At 69.1% G+C, this 24,231-nt stretch carries 23 protein-coding genes; 9 read left to right on the top strand and 14 right to left on the bottom strand.

The features are described 5' to 3' along the window. Positions 1-395: hypothetical protein (locus tag ABD810_RS27285; RefSeq protein WP_344946432.1), on the bottom strand; the 395-nt coding region annotated here is incomplete at its 3' end. Between the two features lie 642 nt (positions 396-1,037). Here ABD810_RS27285 and ABD810_RS27290 point away from each other — a divergent pair. Then, positions 1,038-2,939 carry an nSTAND1 domain-containing NTPase gene (locus tag ABD810_RS27290; RefSeq protein WP_344946435.1) on the top strand — a complete coding sequence of 634 codons (1,902 nt, stop codon included), beginning with the start codon at positions 1,038-1,040 and terminating at the stop codon, positions 2,937-2,939. Beyond that, positions 2,885-4,642 (top strand): WD40 repeat domain-containing protein, encoded by a 1,758-nt coding sequence (locus tag ABD810_RS27295; RefSeq protein WP_344946438.1) that lies wholly within the window; start codon positions 2,885-2,887, stop codon positions 4,640-4,642. The genes ABD810_RS27290 and ABD810_RS27295 overlap by 55 nt, the downstream gene beginning before the upstream one ends. Before the next feature lie 124 nt (positions 4,643-4,766). Here the strand turns inward: ABD810_RS27295 and ABD810_RS27300 are convergent, their stop codons facing one another. Both ABD810_RS27300 and ABD810_RS27305 read right to left on the bottom strand, forming a co-directional pair. Then, a complete protein-coding gene (locus ABD810_RS27300; RefSeq protein WP_344946442.1) occupies positions 4,767-4,889 on the bottom strand; it encodes a hypothetical protein in 123 nt (40 codons plus the stop codon). A 294-nt stretch (positions 4,890-5,183) separates the two neighbouring features. After that, on the bottom strand, positions 5,184-6,173 hold the full coding sequence (locus ABD810_RS27305) for an ATP-dependent DNA ligase (RefSeq protein WP_344946445.1): 990 nt from the start codon (positions 6,171-6,173) through the stop codon (positions 5,184-5,186). A gap of 749 nt (positions 6,174-6,922) precedes the next feature. Here ABD810_RS27305 and rph point away from each other — a divergent pair. Continuing rightward, entirely contained in the window at positions 6,923-9,520 is a 2,598-nt protein-coding gene (gene rph, locus ABD810_RS27310; protein ID WP_344946448.1) for a rifamycin-inactivating phosphotransferase, read from the top strand. 33 nt (positions 9,521-9,553) lie between these two features. Here the strand turns inward: rph and ABD810_RS27315 are convergent, their stop codons facing one another. Beyond that, positions 9,554-10,369, bottom strand: coding sequence for an alpha/beta hydrolase (locus ABD810_RS27315; protein ID WP_425566962.1), 816 nt, complete (start codon positions 10,367-10,369; stop codon positions 9,554-9,556). Here ABD810_RS27315 and ABD810_RS27320 point away from each other — a divergent pair. Continuing rightward, positions 10,343-10,450, top strand: coding sequence for a helix-turn-helix domain-containing protein (locus ABD810_RS27320; RefSeq protein ID WP_425566964.1), 108 nt, complete (start codon positions 10,343-10,345; stop codon positions 10,448-10,450). The genes ABD810_RS27315 and ABD810_RS27320 overlap by 27 nt on opposite strands. A gap of 195 nt (positions 10,451-10,645) precedes the next feature. On the opposite strand, the gene ABD810_RS27325 is transcribed toward ABD810_RS27320, so the two are convergent. The 7 genes from ABD810_RS27325 to ABD810_RS27355 all read right to left on the bottom strand — a co-directional run bounded on the left by ABD810_RS27325 (position 10,646) and on the right by ABD810_RS27355 (position 17,543). Beyond that, complete coding sequence (locus tag ABD810_RS27325; protein ID WP_344946452.1) at positions 10,646-11,584, bottom strand: urease accessory protein UreH domain-containing protein; 939 nt, start codon at positions 11,582-11,584, stop codon at positions 10,646-10,648. Between the two features lie 184 nt (positions 11,585-11,768). After that, entirely contained in the window at positions 11,769-12,302 is a 534-nt protein-coding gene (locus ABD810_RS27330; protein ID WP_344946454.1) for an OmpA family protein, read from the bottom strand. Next, entirely contained in the window at positions 12,302-12,871 is a 570-nt protein-coding gene (locus tag ABD810_RS27335) for a hypothetical protein (RefSeq protein ID WP_344946455.1), read from the bottom strand. The genes ABD810_RS27330 and ABD810_RS27335 overlap by 1 nt, the downstream gene beginning before the upstream one ends. Positions 12,872-13,006: 135 nt before the next feature. Next, the gene (locus ABD810_RS27340) at positions 13,007-14,161 is read right to left on the bottom strand and encodes an alpha/beta hydrolase family protein (protein WP_344946458.1); all 1,155 of its coding nucleotides are present in this window, start codon (positions 14,159-14,161) and stop codon (positions 13,007-13,009) included. 12 nt (positions 14,162-14,173) lie between these two features. Further along, positions 14,174-15,592, bottom strand: coding sequence for a S41 family peptidase (locus ABD810_RS27345; protein WP_344946461.1), 1,419 nt, complete (start codon positions 15,590-15,592; stop codon positions 14,174-14,176). Beyond that, a complete protein-coding gene (locus ABD810_RS27350; protein ID WP_344946464.1) occupies positions 15,589-16,656 on the bottom strand; it encodes an ABC transporter permease in 1,068 nt (355 codons plus the stop codon). Before ABD810_RS27350 ends, ABD810_RS27345 begins: the two co-directional genes overlap by 4 nt. Continuing rightward, positions 16,653-17,543: an ABC transporter ATP-binding protein gene (locus ABD810_RS27355; RefSeq protein WP_344946466.1), complete on the bottom strand. Its 891-nt coding sequence runs from the start codon at positions 17,541-17,543 to the stop codon at positions 16,653-16,655. Before ABD810_RS27355 ends, ABD810_RS27350 begins: the two co-directional genes overlap by 4 nt. Positions 17,544-17,855: 312 nt before the next feature. Here ABD810_RS27355 and ABD810_RS27360 point away from each other — a divergent pair, with 312 nt between their 5' ends. The 3 genes from ABD810_RS27360 to ABD810_RS27370 all read left to right on the top strand — a co-directional run bounded on the left by ABD810_RS27360 (position 17,856) and on the right by ABD810_RS27370 (position 20,902). Beyond that, entirely contained in the window at positions 17,856-19,337 is a 1,482-nt protein-coding gene (locus ABD810_RS27360; RefSeq protein WP_344946468.1) for a sensor histidine kinase, read from the top strand. Beyond that, positions 19,334-20,005, top strand: coding sequence for a response regulator (locus ABD810_RS27365; protein WP_344946471.1), 672 nt, complete (start codon positions 19,334-19,336; stop codon positions 20,003-20,005). Before ABD810_RS27360 ends, ABD810_RS27365 begins: the two co-directional genes overlap by 4 nt. A 186-nt stretch (positions 20,006-20,191) precedes the next feature. Beyond that, complete coding sequence (locus tag ABD810_RS27370; protein ID WP_344946473.1) at positions 20,192-20,902, top strand: VOC family protein; 711 nt, start codon at positions 20,192-20,194, stop codon at positions 20,900-20,902. A gap of 12 nt (positions 20,903-20,914) precedes the next feature. On the opposite strand, the gene ABD810_RS27375 is transcribed toward ABD810_RS27370, so the two are convergent. Further along, positions 20,915-21,520, bottom strand: a complete 606-nt coding sequence (locus tag ABD810_RS27375) for a DUF1062 domain-containing protein (protein WP_344946476.1) — start codon at positions 21,518-21,520, stop codon at positions 20,915-20,917. Positions 21,521-21,800: 280 nt separating this feature from the next. Between ABD810_RS27375 and ABD810_RS27380 the strand changes: the two genes are divergently transcribed. After that, positions 21,801-21,917 carry a VOC family protein gene (locus tag ABD810_RS27380; protein ID WP_425566963.1) on the top strand — a complete coding sequence of 39 codons (117 nt, stop codon included), beginning with the start codon at positions 21,801-21,803 and terminating at the stop codon, positions 21,915-21,917. Between the two features lie 112 nt (positions 21,918-22,029). Here ABD810_RS27380 and ABD810_RS27385 read toward each other — a convergent pair whose 3' ends face one another. Next, positions 22,030-22,485 (bottom strand): GNAT family N-acetyltransferase, encoded by a 456-nt coding sequence (locus ABD810_RS27385; RefSeq protein WP_344946479.1) that lies wholly within the window; start codon positions 22,483-22,485, stop codon positions 22,030-22,032. A gap of 343 nt (positions 22,486-22,828) precedes the next feature. Next, complete coding sequence (locus ABD810_RS27390) at positions 22,829-23,311, bottom strand: GbsR/MarR family transcriptional regulator (protein WP_344946482.1); 483 nt, start codon at positions 23,309-23,311, stop codon at positions 22,829-22,831. Positions 23,312-23,391: 80 nt separating this feature from the next. Between ABD810_RS27390 and ABD810_RS27395 the strand changes: the two genes are divergently transcribed. Then, positions 23,392-24,186 carry a class I SAM-dependent methyltransferase gene (locus tag ABD810_RS27395; protein ID WP_344946485.1) on the top strand — a complete coding sequence of 265 codons (795 nt, stop codon included), beginning with the start codon at positions 23,392-23,394 and terminating at the stop codon, positions 24,184-24,186. The last annotated feature ends 45 nt before the right edge of the window (positions 24,187-24,231 follow it).

Raw genomic sequence — 24,231 nt, forward strand, 5'->3', positions numbered from 1 at the left:
TTGCCCGGGTACCAGTGCAGCGTGTCGTCGTTGTACAGGGCGAGCATGTCGGCTTTGCCTGCGGGGGGCGGGCCAGAGGGCACCTCTGCGTCCGCAACGCATTCCTTGTGCGTGATGGTGATCTTCACCAGGGGGGAGATTTTGTACCAGAGTGATGGCCGGTTGAGGCGGTTTACCTCTCGAACGCCGCCGTTGTTCCCCCTGTAGTAGGTTGTACATCCGGCGTCCGCTCGCCAGGCGTCGGTGTCGTAGTACTCCGGGGCGTGTCCGCTGGACCATGACCAGTCGGGATTGCTGGAGTCGTAGGCGGGCAGGGGGACGTCCGACCGGGGAAATGCCCAGGCATTGAGGCGGTCGAGGCAGGGCAGGTGCTCGCCCGCCCATATGTCGTTCATCCAGTAACTGTCCCACCAGTCCCAGCACCATTGATTGGCGATCCATACGTCGCCTCCTGACTCATTGCGTACCTGGCCGCCGCACGCCGGTCTGTCTGTGCAGTCTCCAGCCTCAGCTGGCGTCGCCCGGATCACAGGGACGACGATTGTGCCACCGAGAATCAGCATGAGCGCCATCGTGCACCGGACCAGGCTTTTCGAAGCTCGCTGCCGAGCCGTCGCGAACGCTGAATTCATAAATTCTCCTTACAGGATCGGTGTCGAACCGGGCCGACGCTGACGATTGGCTGAAGGCTGCCGAGCCTCCGTTCAACGAAACTGAGGATCATGCGGCCCCACGCCCCCGACAACTGTGCGCTCGTCGCCAAACGCGTGAATGGCACCGCTGCGGCTCACCGTCGCCCTGCTCTTCGTTGCTTCACGTGCTGCCTTCCTGCGCCCTGTGTCAGTGGTCTACCGCATGTTAGGTTTGCCCCGACTTGTTCAGCCCCAGGTCGAGCACTGAACAAACAACTACAGCCAGGCAGGGCGGAGATGGGCAGGCCTGAGCGGGCTCTGGACCCGACAGCTGGACCGGTGCAGCGACTCGCGCACGAACTCCGCCGTTTGCGCGACTCTGCCGGGCGGCCCAGTTACCGGACGATGGCCAAGGCCGCGCACTACTCGGTGACGGCGCTGGCCGAGGCCGCGGGCGGCGAGCACCTGCCGAGCCTGGCGGTCACGCTGGCCTATGTCGCCGCGTGCGGTGGTGACCGTGCGGCGTGGGAGAAACGCTGGCGCGAAGCCGAGGCTGAACTCACGGGCAGCAGCGCTGGGGGCAACTTCGCCGCGCCCTACCTCGGGCTCGCCGCGTATGGGCCGCAGGACGCGGACCGCTACTTCGGCCGGGAGCGGCTCGTCGAGCACGTGGTGCACAAGGTCGCCGGGACGCCCGTCGTCGCGGTGTTCGGCGCGTCCGGCAGCGGGAAGTCCTCGCTGATCCGCGCCGGGCTCCTGCCGGCTTCACGGTCGCACCCGGCGTTTTCCGGGCACGAGTGGTCGTGGATTCTCCTGACCCCCACCCAATCGCCGATGCAGGAGCTGGCCCACGCCGTGGCCGGTTGGGGCGGGCGCGAACCCGACAATGGCGAACCCGGCTGGCTCGATCGAACGCTCCGGCTCGCCGATCCCAGCGGCGACAAGCGTGTCCTGCTGGTGGTCGACCAGTTCGAGGAGTTGTTCACCTTGTGCCCTGACCCCGCCGAGCGGGCGGGCTTCATCGACGAACTTCTAGACGCAGCGCTCGGCGCGGAGCGGGTGGCCACCGTTGTGCTGGGGATCCGCGCCGACTTCTACGGCCACTGCGCGACGCATCCCGGCCTGGCAGAGGTGCTTGGCCAGGGCGCTCAAGTGCTCATCGGGCCGATGAGCAGAGACGAGCTCCGGTCGGCCATCACGCAGCCCGCGCTGCGCGCCGAGCTGATCGTCGAGCGGGACCTCATCGCGACGCTGCTGGCCGACATCGCAGGCGAGCCCGGCGGTCTTCCGCTGCTGTCCCACGCCCTGCTCGAAACATGGCGCCGTCGGCGCGGCAACTTACTGACGCAAACCGGATACCACGCTTCCGGTGGTGCGCACGGGGCACTGGCACAGACCGCCGAACGCACCTACGCCGACTTCGACGACGCGGAGCGGGACGCCGCTCGTCGGGTGTTCCTGCGGTTGACGGCTCTGGGCGATGGCACCGAAGACACCCGGCGGCGGGCCGCGCACACCGAGCTGGCCACGGTCGCGGACCAGGCGACCGTGGCCGGGGTGCTGAACCGGCTGGCGACGGCCCGGCTGGTGGTCATCGGCGAGAACAGTGTGGAGGTCGCGCATGAGGCGCTCATTCGCGCCTGGCCGCGCCTGCGGCGCTGGCTCACCGACGACCGCGACGGGCTGATGCTGCACCGCCGGCTCACCGACGCGACACAGGTCTGGCAGTCCGCAGGCCGCGATCCCGACCTGCTCTACCGTGCCGCTCAGCTCGTTCAGGCGACGGCGTGGGCTGATCTGCCGGACCACGCCGCGGCGCTCAACGCCGACGAACGGGAGTTTCTTGACGAGGCGATCCGGTTGCGGGACAAGCAGATCCGGGCGCGCAAGCGGCGAGCCTTGCGGATCCGGGTCGTCACCGCGGTGGTGGTGGCGCTGCTGGCCGCCGCGACGGTGATCACCGTGATTCAGCGCAACGACGCACGCGAGGCGCACCGGGGGGCGGTCGCGCGCCAGCTCGTCGCCGAGGCGACGGCGCTGCGGGAGGTCGATCCGCTGCGTGCGGCCCAGCTCAGCCTGGCCTCGTGGCGGATCGCGCCGGACCTCCCGGCCACCCGCAACAGCCTGATCAGCACCCAGGCGGTGGCGCTGCCTACCAGGATTGCCGGCCACAGCGGCGAGGTTCGCGATGTGGCGTTCAGCCGGGACGGCCAGGTCATGGCCACCGTCGCGGACAAGGGCACCGTCCGGATGTGGGATGCCGCGACCCGCTGGGCCCGCCGCTCACCGGCCACACCGACATGGTGAACGGCGCGGCGTTCAGCCCGGACGGGTCGATGCTCGTGACCGCTTCCACCGATCAGACGCTGCGGTTGTGGGACGTCGCTGGACGCCGAGGGGTCGGCGGGCCGCTCACCGGCCACACAGGAGTCGTCACCGGTGTCGCGTTCAGCCCGGACGGGCGCCTGGTGGTGAGCGGCAGTGCCGACGGCACGCTGCGGGTCTGGAACGCCGCGACCCGACTCGCAGCGGGAAAGCCGCTGACCGGGCACGACGGTGCGATCACAGCGGTCGCGATCAGCCCCGACGGCTCCATGGTCGCCAGCTCCGGCAACGACAAGACGGTGCGGCTGTGGGACCTCGCCGCCCGCAGACCGATCGGCCGCCCCCTGACCGGGCACACCAGCGTCACCTACGGCGTGGCATTCAGCCCGGACGGACGGCTCCTGGCGTCAACCAGCGGCGACAAGTCGGTGCGGCTGTGGGACGTCGCGACCAGGGCACCGGTAGGCGACCCGTTGAGCGGGCACACCAACGTCACCTACGGCGTGGCATTCAGCCTGGACGGCCGAACCCTCGCCAGCAGCGGCTGGGACAAGACAGTCCGATTGTGGGATGTAGCCACCCGGCGGCCGCTCGGTACCCCGCTCACCGGCTCGACGAGCAGTGTGTTCAACATCTCCTTCAGCCCCGACGGTTCGGCGCTCGGCGGCGGCGACTCCGACGGCTCCCTACTGATCTGGCGGCTGCGGACAACCCTTCTGCCCGGGCACACCGACGCGGTATACGCCGTTGCGTTCAGCCCCGGCGGCGTCGTGGGCACCGCCTCAGACGACCGGACTGTGCGCCTGTGGGGGATCTCAGACAACCAGCCGCTCGGCGCTCCGCTCACCGGGCATACCGCCGAGGTCCGCGCGATGGCATTCGGCCCGCGTGGCAAGCTCCTGGTGACCGGTAGCTGGGATGGAACGCTTCGCCTGTGGGACACAGCGAGCCGCAAACAGCTCGGTGCTCCGCTCACCGGTCACACCGGCTGGGTCCGTGGAGTCGCGATCAGCCCCGACGGAGCCCTGATCGCCACCGCTGGCATGGACAGCACCGTCCGGCTGTGGGACCCGGCGGCACGCAAACGGGTCGGTACCCCACTGACCGGCCACACCAACTCGATCACCGGTGTCGCATTCAGCCCCGACGGGCGTATCCTCGCCACCGCCGCCAACGACACGACCGTGCGGCTGTGGGACGTGGCGACCCGAAGCCCGCTCGGCGAGCCGCTGACCGGCCATGCCAGTGTAGTGCGCGACGTCGCGTTCAGCCCGGACGGTGCCACACTCGCAAGCGTCGGCGACGACAAGACCGTCCGCCTCTGGGACACCAAGAGCCGCACGCAAGTCGCCGTCCTGACCGGGCATACCGCCGAGGTCCTCAAAGTGGCCTTCAGTCCAGACGGACACGAACTGGCCAGTACGGGCCTGGACAAGACAGTCCACCTGTGGGACATCCGAAGCCGCTCAGCCACAGTGACCTTCACCGCGAGCACCGGCCTGGCCGGCGTGGCCTACGTCCCCGGCGGACTGCTGACCGGCGGCGTGACCGGCAACGTCCTGCGCTGGACCACAAATGTGGACCATGCCGCGGCATACGTCTGCACCGCGACCAAAGCCGACCTCACCGACGAAGAATGGCGCAGACACGTACCGTCCTGGCCGAACCAGCCCCTGTGTCACTGAACCTGAAGGCAGCGCCCCGGAGCGGGGTCTCGAGGGCGGCCCCGTCTCTAGGTGGCTTCTCGACCAGGTGCAGCCCCGACTGGTTCACCGCCTCCAGCAGCCGATCTGCCAGGGCCAGCCGGTCTCACTCACTTATGGGCACGGGCAGGCCCGCGCGGGCTAGCTCGTCGCTCATGAGATAGGCCGCGGCGTGCTCGACGATGCGGTCCTGTGCGCCGCAGGCCGGGCAGACCAGGGGGTCGTTCACGATGGCGACGCGCGGCGACCTGAAGAACTCGGGCCTGCTGACGATCTCCCACTCGCTGTCGTCGTGCTCGAACGTGTCGTCGTGGACTCTCTCGGTCTCGGTTCTTGGTCGGCTCGTCCAGCCTCATGTAGCCGGGCAGCTCGCACTGCGCCCGAACCAACTCCTCCAACGCCACATTGATCAGATCGGCCGGGTTGTCCTTCGCCTGCGCCGCCTTACCGAACGTCTCGGCCGCCACCGCCCGCACCCCGGCAGCTTTGCGTTGTGGGCGGTGGCTCCAGTAGGGATTCCTGGTTACCCGCCGTCAAGGTCCAGCCCGAGCGGGACGTCGTTCACAGGCAGATCGGGTCTTGGGCGCAGGTACCGGACCGGGTGGCGCCATCTGCCGTGCTCGGCGGCGACGTCGACCTCGATCTCCACTACCAGGTCGGGGCGGACGCGAATGTAGTCCACGGCTTCATGCTTGCCGTGCAGGCCCACCCACCCCGACGGCAGCCGATCCGGCCACGGATGCTCGTGCCCGGCGGGAGTGAGCAGCGGAGCGAGTTGCTCGGCGGCGTGGGATCGAAGCGGGGTGGATCTACCGGCCACACGCAGGTGCCCACCTGCGGTGTAACGGCCCAGGACCAGGGTCACCGGGCGGGAGAGGGTCCCGGTGACGCCGCCCACGATGGCCTCGGTGGTGGTGCGTGCCTTGTACTTCATCCAACCTCGCGCACCCGGCCGGTACGGTTCCCCCGCAGGCTTGATCATGACGCCTTCCACCCCTGCTGCGGTCAGGATCCGAAACCAGGTGAACGCCTCGTCCACGTCGGTGGTCAGCATCGACAACGTCAGCGTCGCGGCCGGAGGCACAGGGGTGAACAACTCCTCGAGCGCCTGGCGCCGCACCCGCAGCGGCGCCGACCGCAGCTCCTTGCCCCACGCTTCCAAGACGTCGAAGACGATGTAGTGACACGGCTCGGTACGCGCCAGCTCGGCGGATCGGCGTCCGGCGATGCTGCGGCGTTGCACCGCGGCGAAGTCCAAGCGCCCTTCCGGTGCCCAGCGCACGATCTCCCCGTCGACGACCGTGGCCGGCGGCAGGTACTCCTGTACCGCCTGAACCACCTCGGGGAAGATGTGGTTGAAGTGCGCCCCTCGCCGTGAGCGCAGGTACACCTCGCCGTTGTCGTCCACCACGGCGATCGTGCGGAACCCATCCCACTTGGGTTCATAGAAGTACCGTCCGGCGGGGCCGCGGGGAAGGTGGTCCACCACCCGTGCGAGCATCGGCTCGACCACGCCCCGAACGTGCACACCCGTCCCCCGGTCTCACCGCCCGGGGGGGACGGCTCTTCGTTACAGACCTCTCGGCCTGGCCGGCCTATCGGCCGTCTCTTGGCGTCGCGGTGGCCAGCCGCCATCCGCCGCCTTTGCAGCCACCAGGAAGCGGGGGGAACACGTTGCCTTTGACATCGGTCGACCAACGGTGCCCGCATGCTGAGTCGCACTCGTAGATGCCACTCTGCTCTACCCGCGTGCCGGGGTGGTGTACCTCCGCTGCATCAGCCATAGCGCGTCGATACCCACGCCTACCTGCGAAGACTCCCAGCATTACCGGCTCATTGGCGCGTCGTTACCCGCCTCCGCCGTTCAGGGGAGATGGCGGGATACGGCAGATGGGGCTTCGGCGCCGGGTCGACGTACCACCATGGCGGTGACGAAGCCGAGCCAGGTGATCACGGGCGGGCCTCACCCCTCATCCGATACCGCATCCGCGCCCACCCGCGACCTCAGTGGGGGCAGGCGACAAAAGCAAAGGCAAGGAGAGCGCACTCCTTGCCACTCCTAACGTATAGCGCACAGGGGGGCTTGCGGCAAGACCCGGGTCTTGCCGCAGAATCGGCGGCCGGACACAGCACCGACGAGGAAAGGGCAGCCGACCAGACATGAGGACGGGCCCAACAAGAGGTTCGGCACAGATCGAGGCGCCGGTGATTCGATCGGCAAGTGCAGTGCGAACGGAGCACGGCTGCCTCGGAGGTATCGCAATGATCGAGCAGTACGTGGTGGATCTTCAAGAGGTTGACGAGACGCAGGTCGCGGTCGTTGGCGGCAAGGCCGCGCACCTGGGCGGGCTGTCGCGGATCGAAGGCGTCCGCGTGCCGGCCGGGTTCTGCGTGACGACGGCCGCCTTCCGGCGGATCATGGCGGAGGCGCCGTCGTTCGACGATCGGCTCGATCGGCTGTCGCGCCTGAACCCGGATGACCGGGAGGCGATCCGCACGCTCAGCGGGGAGGTCCGCCGGACCATCGAAGGGATCGCCATCCCGGGCGATCTGGCGGCGGCGATCACCCGCGCGCTCGCCCAGCTCGGTGAGCAAGCCGCCTACGCCGTGCGATCCAGCGCGACGGCAGAGGACATGCCGACGGCCTCCTTCGCGGGCCAGCAGGACACGTACCTGAACGTCGTGGGACCGGCGGCGATCCTCCAGCATGTCAGCCGGTGCTGGGCGTCGCTGTTCACCGAGCGGGCCGTGACCTACCGCCTGCGGAACGGCTTCGACCACCGGAAGGTCCACATGGCCGTGGTCGTGCAGCAGATGGTCCTCCCGGACGCGGCCGGCATCCTGTTCACGGCCGACCCCGTCACGGGCAACCGGAAGGTCGCCACCGTGGACGCCGGCTTCGGCCTCGGCGAGGCCCTGGTCTCCGGCCTGGTGAACCCGGACGTCTTCAAGGTGCGCGACGGGAAGGTCGTCGCCAAGGCGGTCGCCGCCAAACAGCGTGCCGTTCACGCCCTGCCGGCCGGCGGGACGCGGGAAGTGGCGATCGACCCGCAGCGGCAGGAGCAGCCGGCGCTGACGGATGCGCAGGTCGTGCGGCTCGTGCGGCTCGGACGGCGGATCGAAGCGCATTTCGGCCGCCCGCAGGACATCGAATGGTGCCTGGTCGACGATGACTTCCAGATCGTGCAGAGCCGGCCGATCACCACGCTGTTCCCCATCCCCGCGGCCCGCGACGGGGAGAACCACGTTTACCTCTCTGTTGGTCATCAGCAGATGATGACCGACCCCATGAAGCCATTGGGGTTCTCCATGTGGCAGCTGACGGCCATGGCGCCGATGCACGAGGCAGGCGGAAGGCTGTTCGTCGACGTCACCCGGCGCCTGGCCTCGCCCGCGAGCCGCGCCGGCCTCCTGGAGATGGCGGGGAGGTCCGATCCGCTGATCAGGGACGCGCTGGAGACCATCCTCGACCGCCACGACTTCGTCCCGGCGCTCCCAGAAGGCGGTCCCGGCGGGCCGCCGCTCGGCGGCCCGTCCGCCCCGATCGAGACCGATCCGGCCATCGTCACCGAGCTGATCGAGCGCAGCCAGGCGTCCATCGCCGCCCTGCGGCGCGACATCCGGACGAAGACCGGACCGGCGCTGTTCGACTTCCTGCTGGAGGCCTTCCAGGAGCACAAGCGGGTCCTCAGTGATCCAGTCAGCATGCAGGCGATCATGGCGGGGATGGAGGCCACCTGGTGGCTCAACGACCGGCTGCGGGAGTGGCTGGGCGAGAAGAACGCGGCCGACACCCTCACGCTGTCCGCCCCCGGCAACGTCACGTCGGAGATGGGGCTGGCGCTGCTCGACGTCGCGGACGTGATCCGCCCGCATCCGGAGGTGGTGACGTTCCTGCAGGGCGTCGAGGACGACGGCTTCCTGGACGAGCTGCCGAAGTTCGCGGGTGGGGCCGAAGCGCGCGACGCCATCGAGAACTACCTCGACCGGTACGGCATGCGCTGCGTCGGCGAGATCGACATCACGAGGCCGCGTTGGCGCGAACGCCCCACCACGCTCGTGCCCGTGATCCTCGACAACGTGAGGAACTTCGAGCCGGGCGCCGCCGAGCGGCGCTTCGAGCAAGGACGGCAGGAGGCGCAGAAGAAGGCGCAGGAGGTGCTCGAACGCCTGCGGGCACTGCCAGACGGGGAGCAGAAGGCGGGCGAGACCAAGCGGATGATCGACCGGGTCCGCACCTTCATCGGCTACCGCGAGTACCCGAAGTACGGCATCGTCACCCGCTACTTCGTCTACAAGCAGGCCTTGCTGGACGAGGCCGAGCGCCTCGTGCGGGCCGGCGTGCTCCCCGAGAAGGAGGACGTCTTCTACCTCACGTTCCAGGAGTTCCACGACGTCGTGCGTTCGAACCAGGTGGACGACAAGCTGATCCAGCAGCGCAAGGAGGCGTTCCGGTCGTACCACGCGCTCACGCCGCCCCGGGTTCTGACCTCGGACGGCGAGGTCGTCACCGGGTCGTACCGACGCGACGACGTGCCGGCCGGCGCGCTGATCGGCCTGCCGGTCTCCGCCGGGACCGTCGAAGGGCGCGCCCGCGTCATCCTGGACATGGCACAGGCCGATCTCGAACCGGGTGACATCCTCGTCACGGCCCACACGGACCCGAGCTGGACGCCCCTCTTCGTCGTCATCTCAGGCCTGGTGACGGAGGTCGGAGGCTTGATGACACACGGCGCGGTGATCGCACGGGAGTACGGCCTGCCGGCTGTCGTCAGTGTGGTGGATGCCACCCGGCTGATTCCCGATGGGCAGCGGATCCGCGTGCACGGAAGCGACGGGTACGTCGAGATTCTGCCGTGACCTCATCGGCCTGGGACGCCGCGGCATGCGCGCTCAGGTCAGGGCCGCGTGAAGTTTCTCGGCGAACTCCCCGGGGCGCCACATGTAGCCGGTGTGGTCGCCGGGGAAGGGTGTCGCCTCGGTGCCGAGCCGATCGGCCAGGGTCAGGACGATGCGGGTCGCGATCTTGGCCCGGTACCGACCGACTCCGAGCACCAGTTGGGGCAGGTTCGCGCGGAGGGCGGCGAGGTCGGGACGGTAGCGGGTGAACGGGAGCATCTCGTGGGCAACCAGGAATTCCTGGTTGCCCTGGATTCGGGGCCCGAATTCCGGATCAGCGGGATAGTCGCCGTCCGCCGCAGGATCGTCCTGGCCTGGATCAATGGTGATGAACTGGTGAAATGCCTCTTGTACGCCCTTCGTGCGATACGTCTGGTAAACGACCTCGTACTTCTGCTGCTGTGCCGCGGCGTCCGGAAGCACAGACGGCACCGGCGGCTCGTGTGCGACCACCGTGCCAAGGCGGTCGGGGTAGCGGGTGGCGAGTTCGAGCGCGACGATGGCGCCTCCGCTGCTGCCGAACACGTGCGGCGGCGTGTCGATCAGCGACTTGAGCAGCAGGCCGGCGTCGTCGGCCTGCTGCTCAAGTCGTAGGTCGGCGGGCGGCCCGTCGAGGCGGCTCCGGGAGTTCCCGCGGCGGTCGTAGGCGATGACCGTGTAGTGCTCGGCCAGTTCGGGTGCTATGGCGGCGAAGGAGCCGGCGTCGGTCGCGCCGCCGTGGATCATCAGCAGGGGTGGCCCGGAGCCTCGCGTCTCAATGCCGAGATCGCCCGCCGGCTGCACCTGTCCAAGGCCACGGTCAAGGGACACGTGTCGCGCATCCTCGTCAAGCTGGACTGCCCCAACAGGACCAGGGCCGGACTGCTCGCACAGCACGCCATGCGCGGCTAAGGCCTGTACGGACTCCGGATCTTTGACCGGGCGGCCTCACCGCACGGTGACCCTTCAGATCGCTTGCCGGCCCATGACCTGGGGTTTCCACCCCTTGCCGACACAACCGCCAAAGCTCACGGGGCGAGCGGGCTGACGTCTCCAACACGTACCGCATGACCCTCGCCGAAGTGAGGCGTCGTGGCCCGGGAATCACTACCAGGAGGCCGTGGGATACCACCCGTAACCGAACATCGCCGGAAGGCGCACGTCCCAGTAGAGGAACGTGAACGCCCCCGCGACGATGAAGGCGACCGCGGTCACCGTCGCCAGGCGGGTCGGCCGGGCCGTCAGCCATCGCGCGAACCGGCCCCTGCCCACGAGCATGAGCAAGGTGAACAGCACCGCCATCACCACGACGTTGCCGAGGGACTGCAGGATGAACACGGCGGCGCCGTACAGGGGGTTGTGGGTCTCGGCCGCGTAGGTGAACAGCTTGTGGAAGAGCGGGAACGGCCGGCCGATGAGGAAGCCGCCGACCAGCGCGCCGAGGACCACCAGCCTCGCGTTCGGGAAGCGGCGCTCCAGCGGCGCCAGTGGATCGGGCACCAGCCGTAACGCGGCCAGGCCGAGCCAGATGAACGCCAGCCCGATGATGCCGAAGACGACGCTCGCCTGGATGAGGCGTACGGGCAGCCCGTCACCGACCGTAGCCGTCGAGAGTTGGGGGAGCCGTTCCCCGATGAGAGCGCCGACGGCACCGTACACGCCGCTGACCACGATCATGCCGATGGCGAGTTTGCTCAGCGGGCGCAGCGTCTCGCGGAGCCGGCTTCGCCATGATTCACCCTGCCGTACGAGCGGGACGACCGCGCCGAAGGCGGCGACGTTGCAGGCCGTGAACGTCCCGGCCAGCCCGGACACGAACGCGAAGATCGCTCCGGCCGCGACGCCCGTGATCGCGGTGCCCTTGGCGTCATAACCGAGCAGCGTGTTGGCGACGTTGTCCCCGATGACGCTGTCCACGAAGTGGAACGACCACAGGGACGCGACGGCGGCGCCGGCGAGGACGCTCAGCAGGACGAGACGGGCACGGTGCAGCGGTACGGCGGAATCCGAGGGGCGCTGGCTTTCGGCGGAATCAGTAAGTGTCATGGCACATCCTCACGAAATCGGAAATCGGGGGACATGTGCTGATCGAGAATGACTCACGTTTGACTGTGAGCCCGCGATCTTTCTCCGTCAAGCCATCGTCCGGCCCCGGACACACCGGCAGGTCCGGCAGAAACCGCCTTCACCGCAGCGGAACATCGCGCTGTTCAGCCGCCAGGCCCGGCCCCTACCGGGCCGACTCGAAGGTGATGGTCACCCGGCGGTTCTTCGCCCGGCCTGCCGGGTTGTCCCGGCCGGCCTTGGTGTTCGGCGCGACCGGGTAGGCCTCGCCGTGACCCGTGGCGGCGGTCCGCGGCGTCCCTCGCAGGATCCGGTCCAGTGTCCGCTTGACGGCCTGGGCGCGCCGCTGTGACAGGCGGAGATTGTAGGCGGTCGCACCGATCGCGTCGGTGTACCCGTTCACCTGGGCGACGCCGGAGGTCGTACCCAGCCGCTCCGCGATCGTGGCGATGTGGCCGGTCGCCGCCGGGGTGAGGTCGGCCTTGTCGAATTCGAACAACACGTCCGAGGAGATCGTGATGGTGGTGCGGGATCCCTGAGTGGTCTCCGCCTTGAGGGGAAGGATCGTGAGCTTCAGGTCGAGGATGGCACGGTCGATGTTCGCCGACGGCACGTTGTCGGTGGGATCGGGTGTGGGCCTGGCGGCGGGGCCGGCCACGGCGCTGAGCACGACGGCCAGCACCACCAGTGCCGGCGGCATCAGGACTCCACCGGTAGGTCGCGGAACGGCGGCCAGGTCGAGATGCTCAGGTCCATCGCCGCGACGTTCTCCGGTGGCGCCGCGAAGGTGTAGGTCAGCGTCGTCGCCTGATTCACCTTCAGGGTCAGGATCGGGGGATCCAGGGCGCCGCCGTCCGCGTCCTTCACGACGAGGTGGCGCTTGAGGTTGACCCGGTCGACGAGCGTCACCGCTTCGGGCCCCGCGCCGGTGACCGCGGTCAGGTTGACATAGGCCGTGCCCGGCTGGCGCGGAGTCACCGACAGCACCAGGTCCAGCAGCCTGCCACGCCGCGTGAGGCCGACCACCACCACGTCCACGCGTACGCCGTTGTCCGCGGTGAAGGTGCCGCGGGCGCGCGCCTCGGATGGGTCCGCGCTCTCAGCCTTGGCGCCGGGCTCGGATGCGGTGGGCCGGTCAGAGGGAGCCGGGCGCGGCGTGGAGACGACGGCGGGAGCGGTCGTACCGCCACCGCCCAGACCGGCGACCCCGCAACCGGACAGGATGAACGGGAGCAGAAAGATCCCGGCTAGCCATTTTCGTGAACGCATGGACGTCCCCCTTCGATTCACGATCGGAAGGAGGTTAACGACGCAGGGTTCACGTCATCTCCGGATAAATACGCCCAGGGACTGTGTATCTGTACACAGTCCTTGGCCGCAGGGGAGCACGGCTACCCGCCGGTCTCAGGATCGACCGCACGTCTCAGCGCAGAACGTGACCTCGGGGTAGCGGGATGACGGCCCCTCCAGAAGGGACTGCCGCCGTGACTTCAGGTGCCGGTCGAGGAAGGCGGCCACGTAGGTGCGGGTGAGCTCCGCGCCACGGGCCGCGGGCAGCATGCCAGGGAGAGGTTCGATGCCGATGACGTGTGCCACCAGCGGGATGTCGGTGAAGGACTGGTGTTCGGCGTCCGGCAGCACGAGCCAGCGCTTCCACCCGGTCAGCAGCTTCCAGTCACGGTCCCACGAGTTGTCGCGGCCGCCCGGGACATGGTCCTTCGAACCCAGGAACATGAACGGCCGGGCGAGGCCGCTCTTGGGGATCCGGGCGTAGGTGGTGCCGTCCATGTCGACTCCGGCGCGTACGCGTCGGTCTTCGACCATGGCCGCCACGGCGCCGGCCCCGCCGATCGACTGGCCGACCATCGCGATCCGGTTGCGGTCGATCAGGTCGTGTCCGTCCCACTCGAAGGTCAGCTGGTCGAGGACGAAGGAGACGTCGGCGGCCCGGCCCTGGGCCAGCGCGGCGTGCGAGCCAGCGTCGGTGTCGCTGTCGCAGGCGAGGCATTCGGCGACCCGCCCGTCGGACAGGGTGGTGGCGTAGCTCTCGTAGGTGTGGTCGATGCCGGCCACGACGTAGCCTCGGCTGGCGAGGTCCTCGGCCAGGGACGTGAGGGTGCTCATCGGCTTGGTGAAGCCGGGGGAGAGCACCACCAGCGGAAGCCTGCGTCCGGAGGGAGCGGCGTCCTTGACGGCGTTGGTTCGTGTCCTGCTCAGCGTGTCGTACGGCGCGGTCGCGATCCTGGAGCCTTTCAGGAGGAGTTCCGATTCCTTCGGCGTCATGTACGGCGCGCGCTCCCCGTCGCGCTGCCTGGTCGGATACCACAGGGTGACCTTGAGCTCCCTGGCTTGGACGTCGAGGTTCCAGGGGTCGGGGCGGGAGGTGTCCGTCAGATGCAGGGCGGTGGTGCCGACCCGTTGGGGGCCGGTGGGGGCGGGCAGGGTGGCGGGGCCGGTCGGTGTGGCCGACGGGGCATCGGACCGGGGCGCCGCGGGTGCGGAGCAGGCGGACGCCGCGAGGACGGCCAGTCCCGCGGCGAGTGCCAGGAGTCTTCTCATGGCGAGATCCCTTCACGCGTGCAGCAAGGTCAGGGCCTTGGCCAGGGCGGGGTCACGTCCGGCGGCCGCGTCCTTGGGGGTCAGGGGCACGTAGTGGTCGGGCGGTACGCCGATCTGGTCGATCACCTCGTGGCCGGGGCCGAGGTGGCGCCTGGCGGGGAGGCTCAAGAGGGTGTGGTTGGCGAGCAGGTACGACTGCGCCGGGCCGGAGATGACGCCGGCGGTCCTGGTGCCGACCAGCCGGCCGATGCGCAGGTCCTTGACCGCGGAGCTGAAGTGCTCACACGTCGAGGCGCAGCCGCGGTCGGTGAGCACGGCCAGCGGCAGGTGCAGCAGCTCGACGGTGTCGTCGGTCCGCCCGGGCGCGCATGTGCCGTCGGCGGTGCACTGGTAGGCGGTGACCTTGCCGTGGGCGAACGCGCTCAGCAGCCGGGTGGCCTCCAGAGGGCCACCGCCGCCGTTGCCGCGCAGGTCCAGTACGACGCCGGACAGCGTCCGGCCCTTTCGCAGCCTGGTGATCGCGCGCAGGACCCGGTTGGCGGAGTCGGGCGCGAATCCGGTCATCCGTACGTAGGCGACGTCATCCACAAGCTTCGACCGCACCACCTGTAGGTCGGCCAGGTCCCGCTGGTAGAGGCCGGGCTTGAGCGTGACCGTCCAGCGGCGGCCGGTGCTCTGCCGCAGCACCCGCAACCGGACCGGCCGTGCTTGCGGATACTCCGGATACAGGGCGGCGATCGCGGGGGAGGCCTTGCCGTCGATGAACGGCGCCGACCCATTGATCGATTCGATGATGTCGCCGGGGCGTAGTCCGGCGGCCTGCGCGGCGCCGCCCTCCACGGTGGTGACGAACAGCGGGCCGACGGCGGTGCCGGGGTTGGCGTTCACCTGCGTGCCGGTGACAGAGGCCGCCAGCCCCAGGCCGTAGCCGTCGCCATCGTAGTAGCCGGGTGGCCGCTTGTCCTGGTGCGTCCAGCGGGCGTGGTGGTCGCCGAGACCGGCCACGATGGCCCGCAGGGTGACGTCGGCCAGCTGGTCGCGCAGGTCGGGGACCTGGTCGGTGATCTTCCGGTAGGCGGTCTCGAAGGCGGCCCAGTCGGTTCTCCTGTCGCCGGTCAGTGCCGGCATGATCGCCTCGGGCAGGTCACGGCCTTCACGGTTGATCTCCTGCGTCAGGGCGACGAACCCGGCGGTCAGCAGCGAGCGGGCGTCCATCGTGGCGCCGCTGTAGTAGTTGCCGAGGATGCAGAAGTACGCCTGTTCGATGACGTCGATCGTGGTGGCCGTCTCCGCCTCGGGGACTCCCGAGGGTGGCGCGCAGACCGTAGCGGCTGATGTGCCTGCCTGGCCGCGCGGCGGCGCCGGCGCGGTGCAGGCCGCCGCCAGGATGAGCGCCAGCCCGGCGGCGGCGGCGGTTCTGACGGCGGTCATGACAGGCGTCTCCGGAGCCACCAGGAGGACGACCACGCGAGGCCGAGGGTGAGCAGGGCGTAGATCCCGGTCTCGATCCACTGGAAGGGCCAGAAGCGCTCAAGCGGCTGGTAGGTCGCCTGCTGCCGGTAGCCGAGCCGGTTGATCTCGGCCATGCACCCCCCCGCGGGTAGTCCTTGGAATGAGCAGGGTCCCGACGTCGTGGAGACCGGGACGGGCCGCACGATCGTCGACGACGGTCCCGAGCTTCCATCTCCGCCGGTGACCGTACGTCCGGACGGATCGACCAGCTCGCTGGACAGGACCCAGGCGCCCGCGTGGCCGGGAACGGCCGACGTCCTCAGGAAGACGTGCAGGGATCCGCCTTTCGGCCCGCCGAGGCCGTCGATGTTCTCCCGGCCGAGCTCGAAGGTCCCGGCGACCGGGGGCATCAGGTGGGGACGGACCAGCAGTGGCATGGCGATCTGGATCGCGACGAAGACGGCCAGCGTCAGGGCCATGGCGGGCAGCGTGCGGCGCACCAGCATGCCCACGGTCACCCCGAGGACGAAGGCGAAGGCCGCATACCCCATCGGGGCGATACCGCGCGCGCCGAACACCACGGGAGCCATTTGCGCCATTTCGGGAACGGCCGATTTGTCCAGGGGGGCGGACCACCAGGTCACCGCGAGGCCGCACACGCCGGCGGCGGCCATGGCCGCCAGGCCGGTGAGCCCGAGCTTGACCGCCAGCCAGCGGCCGCGGGTGATGCTCTGGTTCCACACCAGCAGATGCGTGCCCGCCTCCAGTTCCCGGGTGATCAACGGCGCTCCCCAGAAGAGCCCGACCAGCGCCGGCAGGATCAGCACGACGAGGGTGAGGGCCAGGAACAGGAGGTCGTACTCGCCGAAGAACCGGTCGAAGAAGTCGAGGCAGGTGTTGTCCGGGGTGCAGTCGGCGATCCCGGCAGCGTAGTTGGAGGCCAGATTCGGGCCGGTCAGGGCCAGGGCGGCGACGAGAACCGCGAGTACGGCGGCCATCATCGTGGCCGAGCCGCGGAACTGGCGCCAGGTGAGCCAGATCATCGCCGCACCTCCAGGACGGCTCGCCGGCTGTCGGCGGTGCGCTCGTCCATGTAGGCCAGGACGAGGTCTTCCAGGCTGAGCCGGGTGACCGTCCAGGCGGGGTCGTGGATCGGGGCATCGGTACGGACCACGTACGTGCTCTGTCGCTCGGTGTGGGTGGCGGAGACGACGTGCTGGCCCGCGGGGAGCCGGTCGAGATCGCGGCGTGGGCCGGTGAGCCGGTGATGGGCGGCCAGTAACCGGTCGACCTCCCCGGCCAGCTGGACACGGGAGTCGGCGAGCACGATCACGTGGTCGCAGACCCGTTCCAGGTCGGAGACCAGGTGGGAGGAGAGCACCACGCTCAGCTTGTGCTCGACGGCGGCCTGCGCCAGCCCTTGCAGGAACTCGCGGCGGGCCAGCGGGTCGAGCGAGGCGACCGGTTCGTCCAGGATCAGCAGTTCCGGCCGTTTGGCCAGGCCCAAGGTGAGGGCGAGCTGGGCGCGCCGGCCGCCGGACAGCTTGCCCGCCCGCTGCGCGGGGACGAGGCCGAGCCGCTCGATGCGCTCCCGCGCCATGGCGGCGTCCCAGCGGGGGTTGAGCCGGGCTCCCAGCCGCAGGTGTTCAGCGACGGTCAGTCCCGCGTAGACGGGGGTGTCCTGGGCGACGAATCCGACCTTGGCCAGCTGCGCGGGCGTGTCCCCGGGACTCCCGCCGAGCACGATGATGCCGCCCGTGGTCGGTTGGAGCTGGCCGCCGGCCAGCTTGAGCAGCGTCGTCTTGCCGGCTCCGTTGGGTCCCACCAACCCCACGACGTGGCCCGCCGGGATGTCGATGGTGCACTCGCGCAGCGCCCAGCGCTTGCCGTACCTCCGGCCCAGTGCATGGGCCTGCAGCACTGAAGTCACGCTATGTCCTCCTGAGTGGTGATCCGAAAAGGTGGTCATGAACAGCGCCTCGATGCCTCGTCGAGGTCAAGGCCAAGGCCGTGGCTCCAGAGCGGCGGGATGGCGGGAACGAAACTAGGTGCCGCCCATGCCGGTGCGCGTCGGCCGTCGTACCGAGATCGCGTACCACCTGAGGACGAAGGGCCGCCAGGTCATCCCTGCGATGTACTCCCGAAGACCGTGAGCCCCGTCACCACGGCCGATGCGGGACGAACGGGCAAGCGTGACAATGTGCCGGTGGAAACCCGTGAACGACCGCGGTGGTGGCGGCATGTGCTCGACCTTGGCCGGCCGGGCGAGGACCACGCGGCCTTCGCTGCTGCCGTGCGTGACACCTCCGCGCTTGGCAGCACCCGGCGCGGCGTCCGGGACACACCTGGGCCGCTCGGCGACGCCCCCTCAAGGCCGTCTCGCCGAGCACTGGCCACCGACGTGGCGGTCGCGATCGTCCTGACGGTCATCGCGATGGCCGTATCGGTGAGAAATCCTTCGGTCGGCCCTCTCGCGAACCAGCCCGAAGTGATCGATTACCTGCGGTTCCGACCTGTCGCCTCGCCGCTGACCCATGAGCTGCCTGATCTGCCCGATCTCCCTGACATGCCTGATCTCCCTGATCAGCCGATCGGCTCCCCACCCTCTCCTGGCGTCCTGTACGACAGCCCGCCTCCACCCTCTGGTCAGCCGTCCGGCGACGCGCGCGCCCGGCCTCTGCCCTACGAGCCGCCCGCGTTCCTTGTGGCGCTGACGGCGTTACCGCTGGCGGTGCGGCGCCGGTACCCGCTCATCACCTTCTGGGTGGTGCTGGGCGCGGCGCTGGCCACCCACGCAGGCGCCACCTGGATCACAGTGCTGACCTGCGCTGTCGCCGCGTACGGTGCCGTCGCCTACAGCCGTAACCGGTTCCTGGCGATGGGCGGCCTCGTGCTCGCGGCCGGGCTCGCGGGTGCCGCTTTCCGTGACGTCGGGCCTGCGCCGCCGAATTGGATGGGGCCGTTGGTCGTCCTGCTGAGCGTCGGCGTCTTCGGGAGCTTCGTGCGTTTCTGGCGGCGACGGCTGGGAGCCAGCGGGCATCGGCTCGCCGAGCTGCAGCAGGCGCAGGCGGACGCCATGCGCCGGGCTGTCGCGGAGGAGCGCTCCCGGATCGCCGCCGAACTCCACGATGTGGTGACCCACAATGTCAGCGTGATGGTGATCCAGGCCGGCGCGGCCCGCAAGGTCATGGACGTGGAACCGGAACAGTCGAAGCAGGCCCTGCTCGCGATCGAGTCCGGCGGCCGGGCCGCCATGGCCGAACTGCGCAACGTCATGGGACTGCTCGCCGGCCCCGGCGGCGAGCGCCTCGACGGGCCTTCCGACGGGCTCGAACCCCAACCCGGGCTCGACCAGCTCGACGCCCTGGTGGAACGGGTCCGCGCCGCCGGCGTGCCGGTGAGCGTCGAGGTGTCGCCGCCTGGACCGCTGCCTCCCGGGATCGACCTGGCCGCCTACCGCGTCGTGCAGGAGGCCCTCACCAACACGATCAAGCACGCCGCCGGGGCCGCCGCGTTCGTGACGATCGGTCATGACGGCGACTGGCTGGAGATCGAGGTGACCGACACCGGTGGGGTACCGAGCGCCGGATCGCGGACCGGCGACGGCAGGGGGCTGATCGGGTTGCGCGAGCGGCTCGCCGTCTACGGTGGGACTCTGGACGCCGGGCGGACGGCCGGGGGCGGATTCCGGATCAGGGCCCGCGTCCCGTGGAGGACGACATGACCGAGCGGTTGCGCGCCGTCATCGCCGACGACCAGGCACTGGTACGCACGGGGTTCCGCATGATCCTCGCCGCCGACGGCATCGAGGTGGTGGCCGAGGCCGCCGACGGGGGCGAAGCCGTCGCCGCGGTCCGCCGTACCAGGCCCGACGTCGTGCTCATGGACATCCGGATGCCGCAGATGGACGGCCTCGAAGCCACCCGGCGGATCCTCGCGGGCGGCGGCGAGGACACCCGCGTGCTGATCCTGACCACCTACGACCTCGACCACTACGTGTACGCCGCGCTCGCGGCGGGGGCGAGCGGGTTCCTGCTCAAGGACGTCACACCCGAACACCTGGTGGCCGCAGTACGCCTGGTGCGCTCCGGCGACGCCCTGCTCGCGCCCACCATCACCCGCCGCCTGGTCGAACGCTTCGCCCGCCGCGACAACATGAAGCCCACCCTCCACCGCGATCTGTCCCAGCTGACGCCCCGGGAACTGGACGTGCTGCGCCTGCTCGCCACCGGCCTGAGCAACGCCGAACTCGCCGACCGGCTGACCCTCAGCGTGACCACGGTGAAGACCCACGTCGCGCGAATCCTGTCCAAGCTCGGCCTGCGCGACCGTGTCCAAGCCGTGGTGGTCGCCTACGAGACCGGCCTGATCTCCCCAGGTGGCACCGGCTGACCTGACTACTGCACTTGCTCGGCATCCTCGACAGATCGACGAGACCCACCACCACTGCCTTCGGCGGTTCCGCGAAGTCCCTGACCTGCCCGGTACCGCCGATTGCGCCGAAGGCGTGCGGTTCCTGGCGATTCATCCACGCGGTATAAGATCGGCCGCATGGCGCTGCGGCTTGTACAGATTGCGATGAGTGCTCGGGATGACTCGGCAACCGGCCGGTTCTGGGCCGAGGCGCTCGGCTGGGCCATTTCCAGCGAGGAACCGGGCGTGACCAACCTCGAACCCGAGGGCTTCACCTATCCTGACCCCATCGCCGTCTGCCTGGACATCATCGCCGTCCCGGAACCGAAGACGGTGAAGAACCGCGTGCACATCGACCTCGCCACCACCTCGGAGGCCCATCAGGCGGACCTGATCGCGCGCCTCCAGGCTCTCGGTGCGACGCCTGCCGACGTCGGCCAGGGCGACGTCCCGTGGACGGTCCTCGCCGACCCGGAGGGCAACGAGTTCTGCGTGCTGGAGCCTCGACCGAGCTACCAGGACACCGGGCCGATGGCCGCGGTGGTGGCCGACTGCGCGGACCCGCGGGCCATGGCCCGGTTCTGGTGCGAGGCGATGGACTGGATACTGCACGAGGTGACCGACGACCATGCGGTGCTGCGCTCCGCCAAGGGCGTCGGCCCGTACCTCGAGTTCCTCCGAGCGCCCGACGCCAAGACCGTGAAGAACCGCGTCCATCTCGACCTCCGGCCGTACCCCGGTGACGATCAGGCGGCGGAGGTGGCCCGGCTGCGGGCTCTTGGCGCCACCGACGTCGACCTCGGCCAGGGCGACGTCCCGTGGACGGTCCTCGCCGACCCGGAGGGCAACGAGTTCTGCGTCCTCACCCCGCGCTGACGCGGACCCTCTTCATCCGCGGGCCGTACGACGGCTCCTCGGCGACGCGGCCGGCGGGCCACTCGCCTGCATCACGGTAAAGGTGAACCCGGCGCTCGTCGGACGGCGCAGCGGAATGTCGCACTTGATCCGGCGCGGCACCTCGTTCCTGCTGAGTCCGAGCCCCTGCGCGATGAGCCGCTCCGGGCGCACCGGCACCGGGTCCTTGAAGACGACCTCCACCTGGACCGGCCACGCCTCGTCGAGCCATGCCGACGGGGTGTCCAGCCGCCAGGCCCCATTCCAGTCCAGGGTGAAGCGGTTGCGCCGGGCGAGCAGCGGATCCAGCAGCCTGGACGCCACCAGCTCCGGATCGCTGGTGTGGTAGCCGTCGAGCTCGGCTGGATCGAAGGATCTGACCGGCGCTCGCTCGTGCACGGTGAGCTTGCTCGTCCGATCGCAGGACACGCAGCGGACCAGCAGCCACACGTCCAGCAGCTTGCCGTTGGCGTTGACGCGGAACCTGCCCTCGCCGGTGGTGGCCGACTCCGACCGGCAGTCCACGCACCGCAACGACAGCAGAGGCAGCCTGGTCCGGCGAACGACCCAGGGCAGCACAGTATGAGGTTGTGAAGACATGATCTCTCTAGACCTGACACGAGGCCGATTGCGCGCGGCCTCAAACGCTGTATGACCGGGCGCACGCGGGCAGCCCGGCAGAGCCGACGAGAGGGTCGGCTTGAAGGTGAGCGGAAGAAGGTGTCAGGTCTAAAGAGCAGGCGGGGTCACGCGGTTCGTCCTCTGTACTCACTGCGACGGGTCCGCAGGCAACCTACGGGAACGCGAAAGGAAGGCTCAAACGGTTTTAAGTGCGGTGATGTCCGGCGGCCGACCGCCGTGCCAGCCCTTGCGGACGGCGGTGCCGAGCCCCTCCCGCGCCGACTCGCGGAACGCCGACGTAGGTCAGGGCGACGTCCCGTGGAAGGTGCTGGCCGACCCGGAAGGCAACGAGTTCTGCGTCCTCGGCCCGGCCTGACGCGGAGCCTCCCCGCCTGCTCCGCCACGACGTGTCCGGCCCTGACCTGGCCGGTCTTCAGGTGGGTGAGGGCCACGAGCAAGGGCGGCACCGCTCCGAGCGATGGCGAGCTCTAGAGCACTCGTGTCATGTACACGCTGTTCGGGTCGAGCCGGTAATCCGCAAAAGGCTCGCAGTAGTCGAACCCATGCTTCTCATACAGTCTCCTTGCGGGCAGGAAGAACTCGGTCGCCCCGGTCTCCAGGCTCAACCGAGTGAATCCCATGCGCTCGGACTCAGAGATCATGTGCTTGAGCAACAGGGATCCGATTCCGCGTTGCTTACGCGTCGGCGCGGTCCGCATCGACTTGACCTCAGCATGGAGCGCGTCCAGTCTCTTGATCGCACCACAGCCCACGAGCACGTCACCGTCGAGGACCGACCAGAACGTGATCTCGGGCTTGCGGAGCCCGTCGAGATCGAGGGCGTGCACGCTCTCCGGAGGCGTGAGGGACCGCATCTCCCGAACATGCGCGTCGAGGAACCCGGCGATCTCCGGGCCGGAAAGGTCGTCTACGATGATCTTCACGGTGCTCGCCTTCTCCCGGTCGCCGGTGCCACCTCAGCTGATCCGCGACGATATTACCTACGAACCCGTCGCCGGCCGGTTCGGGCCGATGCCTTCTTCGAACGGGACCTGGGATCGACGATCGACCTTCCCGGAGTTCCGGCGCTCACCGTCGTCGGCCTCGCCTCCCGCCTGAGCCAGATGTTCATCACACGGACGCCTCCGTCCTGCGTCCAGAAGATGACACCGCTGCCTGACGGGGCCCGGATTGATGGAAATCTGACGGATATGGCCCTGGCCTCCGGAATCCCTGGGAGGGCACGGCCGCGAACGCTCGCGCCACTAGCGAATTCATAGCGCGCCTCTAACCGGGCTCGCGTTCAGCCTCCTGGAGTTGCTGCCACTTCGCCATCGACCGCGTGATCTCCTCGCGTACGAACGCGAAGAACCGTCGGGTCTCGTCCAGCCGCCGTCCGGCGGGAGAGTCGGGACCCAAGACCGCGATGCCCTCGCCGGCGCCTTCCTGTAGCCGGGCCAGCACCGGGTCGGACTGGCTGACGTAGTGGCTCCAGGTGTGCTCGTGGATGCGGCAGAAGTCGCGTCGGCTACCGGGTTCGCGACCGCGTTCGACCAGTCGCACCTGCACCAGGTACTTGACCGCCCCCGAGATCGCTGACGCGCCGACGCCCAGTCGCTCGGCGAGTTGGGCGGCCGACAGCTTGCCGGAGTCGGTGACCAGCAGTGCGGCGTATACGCGCGAGGCCATTCGGGGCATGCCGGATTCGACCATGATCTGCGCGAACCGTTCCTGGTAGCCGACAATGGCGTTCTCGTCCGCTTGTGTCACCGGAGCTCCCTATCTGCCGTTGACTATTGAAAGTGTTCGCGAACTTCACGAAATTCATGAAATAAGTCTAGTGTAGCTGTATGGGAGACACCGAACTCGTCGGAGCGCAGCAGACCCTAAGCCCCGTCCTCAAGGCCAAAGCGCTGGACAACCGACTACCGGACCCGATCCTCGGTGACGGGTACGCCGAGCAGGCGATGCGCCGCCTCGACCCCGGCTACGACAAGCGCAGATTCGGCACCAGCCAGATGGGCCTCGCCGCCGTGGTGCGCACCAAGGCCCACGACGACTGGGCGCGAAGCTTCCTCCCCGATCGCCCTGACGCGGTGGTGCTGCACCTGGGCTGCGGTCTCGACGCCCGGGTGTACCGGATCGACCCGCCCGCCACCGTCGACTGGTATGACCTGGACTATCGATCCGTCACCGACCTGCGGCGGCAATTCCTGCCGCCACGCGAGCACTACACCCTGATCGACTCCAGTGTCACCGACCTGACCTGGCTGGAACGCATTCCCCGTGGCCGGCCGGTGCTGATGATCGCCGAGGGATTGGTGCCCTATCTGACCGAGACTGACGTCCGGCGGCTGCTGATCAGCGTCGTCGATGCCTTTCCCGCCGGACAGATACAGTTCGACACGGTGTCAGTCTGGGCGTGGCGCACCTCGAAATGGCATCCCACGCTGCGCAAGTACGGCACCCAGTTCCACTGCGGCTTCAACGACCCGGCAGAGCTGGCCGATTGGCACCCGCGGCTCGAATACGTCGATGAGGCGCCGATGTCCGACTCGCCGGTGCTGATGGCCAAGGCGCCCGCGAATGTACGCCGCATGTACCGCGTCCTGAATCTGCTGCCGGGCATGAAGGGCCGTTCTTGAGACGGCTGGACTGAAGTTGACGGGATCCCGTCTGATCATTGCGAT

This window comes from Sphaerisporangium flaviroseum (assembly GCF_039537005.1).
In the GTDB taxonomy this organism is placed as follows: domain Bacteria; phylum Actinomycetota; class Actinomycetes; order Streptosporangiales; family Streptosporangiaceae; genus Sphaerisporangium; species Sphaerisporangium flaviroseum.